This window comes from Clostridium aestuarii, from assembly GCF_026735135.1.
Taxonomy (GTDB): domain Bacteria; phylum Bacillota; class Clostridia; order Clostridiales; family Clostridiaceae; genus Clostridium_H; species Clostridium_H aestuarii.
Genome location: NZ_JAPQER010000018.1, coordinates 1 through 5,041 on the forward strand (window position 1 = coordinate 1; position 5,041 = coordinate 5,041).

Consider the following 5,041-nt stretch of genomic DNA (forward strand, 5'->3'; position numbering starts at 1 on the left):
TGGTCTTTGAAAATTAAACAGAAGTTAAGAAATAATGTCAGTCAATTGTAATGAGTAAAAGATTAAACTTTTAAATTGAGAGTTTGATCCTGGCTCAGGACGAACGCTGGCGGCGTGCCTAACACATGCAAGTCGAGCGATGAAGCTTCCTTCGGGAAGTGGATTAGCGGCGGACGGGTGAGTAACACGTGGGCAACCTGCCTCAAAGTGGGGAATAGCCCTCCGAAAGGAGGAGTAATACCGCATAACATGAAGGAATCGCATGATTTTTTCATCAAAGATTTATCGCTTTGAGATGGGCCCGCGGCGCATTAGCTAGTTGGTAAGGTAAAGGCTTACCAAGGCGACGATGCGTAGCCGACCTGAGAGGGTGATCGGCCACATTGGAACTGAGACACGGTCCAGACTCCTACGGGAGGCAGCAGTGGGGAATATTGCGCAATGGGGGAAACCCTGACGCAGCAACGCCGCGTGAGTGATGAAGGTCTTCGGATTGTAAAGCTCTGTCTTTTGGGACGATAATGACGGTACCAAAGGAGGAAGCCACGGCTAACTACGTGCCAGCAGCCGCGGTAATACGTAGGTGGCAAGCGTTGTCCGGAATTACTGGGCGTAAAGAGTATGTAGGCGGATGCCTAAGTCAGATGTGAAATACCCGGGCTCAACCCGGGAGCTGCATTTGAAACTGGGTATCTAGAGTGCAGGAGAGGAAAGTGGAATTCCTAGTGTAGCGGTGAAATGCGTAGAGATTAGGAAGAACACCAGTGGCGAAGGCGACTTTCTGGACTGTAACTGACGCTGAGATACGAAAGCGTGGGGAGCGAACAGGATTAGATACCCTGGTAGTCCACGCCGTAAACGATGAATACTAGGTGTCGGGGGGTACCACCTCCGGTGCCGCAGCTAACGCAATAAGTATTCCGCCTGGGGAGTACGGTCGCAAGATTAAAACTCAAAGGAATTGACGGGGACCCGCACAAGCAGCGGAGCATGTGGTTTAATTCGAAGCAACGCGAAGAACCTTACCTAGACTTGACATCTTCTGCATTACCTTTAATCAGGGAAATCCCTTCGGGGACAGAAAGACAGGTGGTGCATGGTTGTCGTCAGCTCGTGTCGTGAGATGTTGGGTTAAGTCCCGCAACGAGCGCAACCCTTATCGTTAGTTGCTACCATTAAGTTGAGCACTCTAGCGAGACTGCCTGGGTTAACCAGGAGGAAGGTGGGGATGACGTCAAATCATCATGCCCCTTATGTCTAGGGCTACACACGTGCTACAATGGTCGGTACAACGAGCAGCGAACCCGCGAGGGGGAGCCAAACTTGAAAGCCGATCCCAGTTCGGATTGCAGGCTGAAACTCGCCTGCATGAAGTTGGAGTTGCTAGTAATCGCGAATCAGCATGTCGCGGTGAATACGTTCCCGGGTCTTGTACACACCGCCCGTCACACCATGAGAGTCGGTAACACCCGAAGCCCGTGAGGTAACCGTAAGGAACCAGCGGTCGAAGGTGGGATTGATAATTGGGGTGAAGTCGTAACAAGGTAGCCGTAGGAGAACCTGCGGCTGGATCACCTCCTTTCTAGGGAGAAATGGAAAGCATAGCTTTCCGAAACTGACTTATTATTCTCTTCTGTTTAATTTTGAAAGACTAATGTTTTTCAAACAAGATAAACTATCAATAATTGGTTTTACAAAAGGTATTGTCGGTTGTTGGTTATAAATGGGGGTATAGCTCAGTTGGGAGAGCACCTGCCTTGCACGCAGGGGGTCAAGAGTTCGAATCTCTTTATCTCCACCATAAGTACATTTTAGAAACTATGATTTAAGATAGTTTCTTATATAAAATAAATATGGGTCTATAGCTCAGCTGGTTAGAGCGCACGCCTGATAAGCGTGAGGTCGATGGTTCGAGTCCATTTAGACCCACCATTTTAAAGTCAAGTAGCAATTTTAAATTGTTAACTGGCTTTAAAAAAATGTCCATTGTTCTTTGAAAATTACACAGTGATATAAAATCAGTTAAAAGTTAAAACCTAACTTTTAACAACCTAGTAATATGAAGCAATTAAACATCTAAGAAATTAGATGTGCTGATGAAAAAAAGATCAAGCTACAAAGGGCGCACGGTGAATGCCCTGGCACTAGGAGCCGATGAAGGACGTGATAAGCTGCGATAAGCTTTGGGTAGGTGCAAATAACCTGTGATCCAAAGATTTCCGAATGGGGAAACCCGGCAGGCTAATACCTGTCACTGTATACTGAATTCATAGGTATATAGAGGTACACTCGGGGAACTGAAACATCTAAGTACCCGAAGGAAGAGAAAGAAAAATCGATTTCCTGAGTAGCGGCGAGCGAAACGGAAAGAGCCCAAACCAGAAACTTGTTTCTGGGGTTGAGGACAGAACACAACGCTTTGATTTTCTTAGTCAAATAGAACTGGAAAGTTCAGCCATAGAAGGTAATAGCCCTGTAGGCGAAAGGAAAAGATAAGTAGTTCTGCTCCAGAGTACCACGAGACACGAGAAACCTTGTGGGAAGCAGGGAGGACCATCTCCCAAGGCTAAATACTACCTAGTGACCGATAGTGAAGCAGTACCGTGAGGGAAAGGTGAAAAGAACCCCGGAAGGGGAGTGAAATAGAACCTGAAACCGTGTGCCTACAATCGGTCGGAGCACATTTATGTGTGACGGCGTACTTTTTGTAGAACGGGCCAGCGAGTTACGTTATGCAGCGAGGTTAAGCACTTATGGTGCGCAGCCGAAGGGAAACCGAGTCTGAATAGGGCGACTAGTTGCATGATGTAGACCCGAAACCGAGTGACCTATCCATGGCCAGGTTGAAGCGGAAGTAAAATTCCGTGGAGGACCGAACCACGTTGGTGTTGAAAAACCATGGGATGAGCTGTGGATAGCGGAGAAATTCCAATCGAACTCGGAGATAGCTGGTTCTCCTCGAAATAGCTTTAGGGCTAGCGTCGGGTAATTGAGTAATGGAGGTAGAGCACTGAATGGGCTAGGGGGCATAGCGCTTACTGAACCCTATCAAACTCCGAATGCCATATACTTGTATCCCGGCAGTCAGACTGCGAGTGATAAGATCCGTAGTCAAAAGGGAAAGAGCCCAGACCATCAGCTAAGGTCCCTAAGTGTAAGTTAAGTGGGAAAGGATGTGGGATTTCTAAGACAACTAGGATGTTGGCTTAGAAGCAGCCACTCATTCAAAGAGTGCGTAATAGCTCACTAGTCGAGAGATCCCGCGCCGAAGATGTAACGGGGCTAAAACTTACCACCGAAGCTATGGACTCGAAAGAGTGGTAGAGGAGCTTTCTGTACAGGTCGAAGCCATACCGTGAGGAGTGGTGGACAGTGCAGAAGTGAGAATGCTGGCATAAGTAGCGAGAAACAGGTGAGAATCCTGTTGGCCGAATATCTAAGGTTTCCTGGGGAAGGCTCGTCCTCCCAGGGTTAGTCGGGACCTAAGCCGAGGCCGAAAGGCGTAGGCGATGGACAACTGGTTGATATTCCAGTACCACCAACATGCGTTTGACAGATGGGATGACGCAGGAGGATAGGATGTGCGCACTATTGGATGTGCGTTCAAGCACTTAGGAGGATTGAACAGGAAAATCCGTTCAATCTTAACTCTGAGGTGTGATGAGGAGCGATCTTTTTCGCGAAGTATCTGATTCCACGCTGCCAAGAAAAGTCTCTATGGAGTATGTTGGTGCCCGTACCGCAAACCGACACAGGTAGATGAGGAGAGAATCCTAAGGCCGGCGGAAGAATTACTGCTAAGGAACTCGGCAAATTGACCCCGTAACTTCGGGAGAAGGGGTGCCTGCGAGAGCAGGCCGCAGTGACTAGGCCCAAGCAACTGTTTATCAAAAACACAGGTCTCTGCTAAACCGTAAGGTGATGTATAGGGGCTGACGCCTGCCCGGTGCTGGAAGGTTAAGGGGAACAGTTAGAGCAATCGAAGCTGTGAACTTAAGCCCCAGTAAACGGCGGCCGTAACTATAACGGTCCTAAGGTAGCGAAATTCCTTGTCGGGTAAGTTCCGACCCGCACGAATGGCGTAATGATTTGGGCACTGTCTCGGCAGTAAATCCGGTGAAATTGAAGTGTGAGTGAAGATGCTCACTACCCGCGGTTGGACGGAAAGACCCCGTAGAGCTTTACTGTAGCTTAGTATTGAATTTCGGTATTGTCTGTACAGGATAGGTGGGAGACTTAGATATAGGGGCGTCAGCTTCTATGGAGTCGTCCTTGGGATACCACCCTGACAGTATTGGAATTCTAACTGGAGACCGTGAATCCGGTCACAGGACAGTGCTAGGTGGGCAGTTTGACTGGGGCGGTCGCCTCCTAAAAGGTAACGGAGGCGCCCAAAGGTTCCCTCAGCGCGGTCGGAAATCGCGCGTAGAGTGTAAAGGCATAAGGGAGCCTGACTGCGAGACATACAGGTCGAGCAGGGACGAAAGTCGGGCTTAGTGATCCGGTGGTTCTGAATGGAAGGGCCATCGCTCAACGGATAAAAGCTACCTCGGGGATAACAGGCTGATCTCCCCCAAGAGTCCACATCGACGGGGAGGTTTGGCACCTCGATGTCGGCTCGTCGCATCCTGGGGCTGTAGTCGGTCCCAAGGGTTGGGCTGTTCGCCCATTAAAGCGGCACGCGAGCTGGGTTCAGAACGTCGTGAGACAGTTCGGTCCCTATCCGCCGTGGGCGCAGGAAATTTGAGAGGAGCTGTCCTTAGTACGAGAGGACCGGGATGGACCAACCTCTGGTGCACCAGTTGTCACGCCAGTGGCACAGCTGGGTAGCTATGTTGGGAAGGGATAAACGCTGAAAGCATCTAAGCGTGAAGCCCCCCTCAAGATGAGATTTCCCATAGCGTAAGCTAGTAAGACCCCTGGAAGACTACCAGGTTGATAGGTCGGAGGTGTAAGCACGGTAACGTGTTCAGCTGACCGATACTAATAGGTCGAGGGCTTGATCAAATAAATATCACTGTGTAATTTTGAAAGAATAATT

General features: G+C 49.2%; 2 tRNA genes and 2 rRNA genes. All 4 read left to right on the plus strand.

Annotation, left to right across the window (positions count from 1 at the left end):
* Positions 1 to 71 precede the first annotated feature (71 nt).
* The 4 genes from OW763_RS16640 (at position 72) to OW763_RS16655 (ending at position 5,007) form a co-directional block, all read left to right on the plus strand.
* Positions 72 to 1,582 (plus strand): 16S ribosomal RNA (locus OW763_RS16640).
* 143 nt (positions 1,583 to 1,725) lie between these two features.
* Positions 1,726 to 1,801 (plus strand) — tRNA-Ala (locus OW763_RS16645).
* A gap of 54 nt (positions 1,802 to 1,855) precedes the next feature.
* Positions 1,856 to 1,932 (plus strand) — tRNA-Ile (locus OW763_RS16650).
* Between the two features lie 174 nt (positions 1,933 to 2,106).
* Positions 2,107 to 5,007 (plus strand): 23S ribosomal RNA (locus OW763_RS16655).
* The 16S and 23S rRNA genes sit together here with 2 tRNA genes alongside, the layout of an rRNA operon.
* Positions 5,008 to 5,041: the final 34 nt, after the last annotated feature.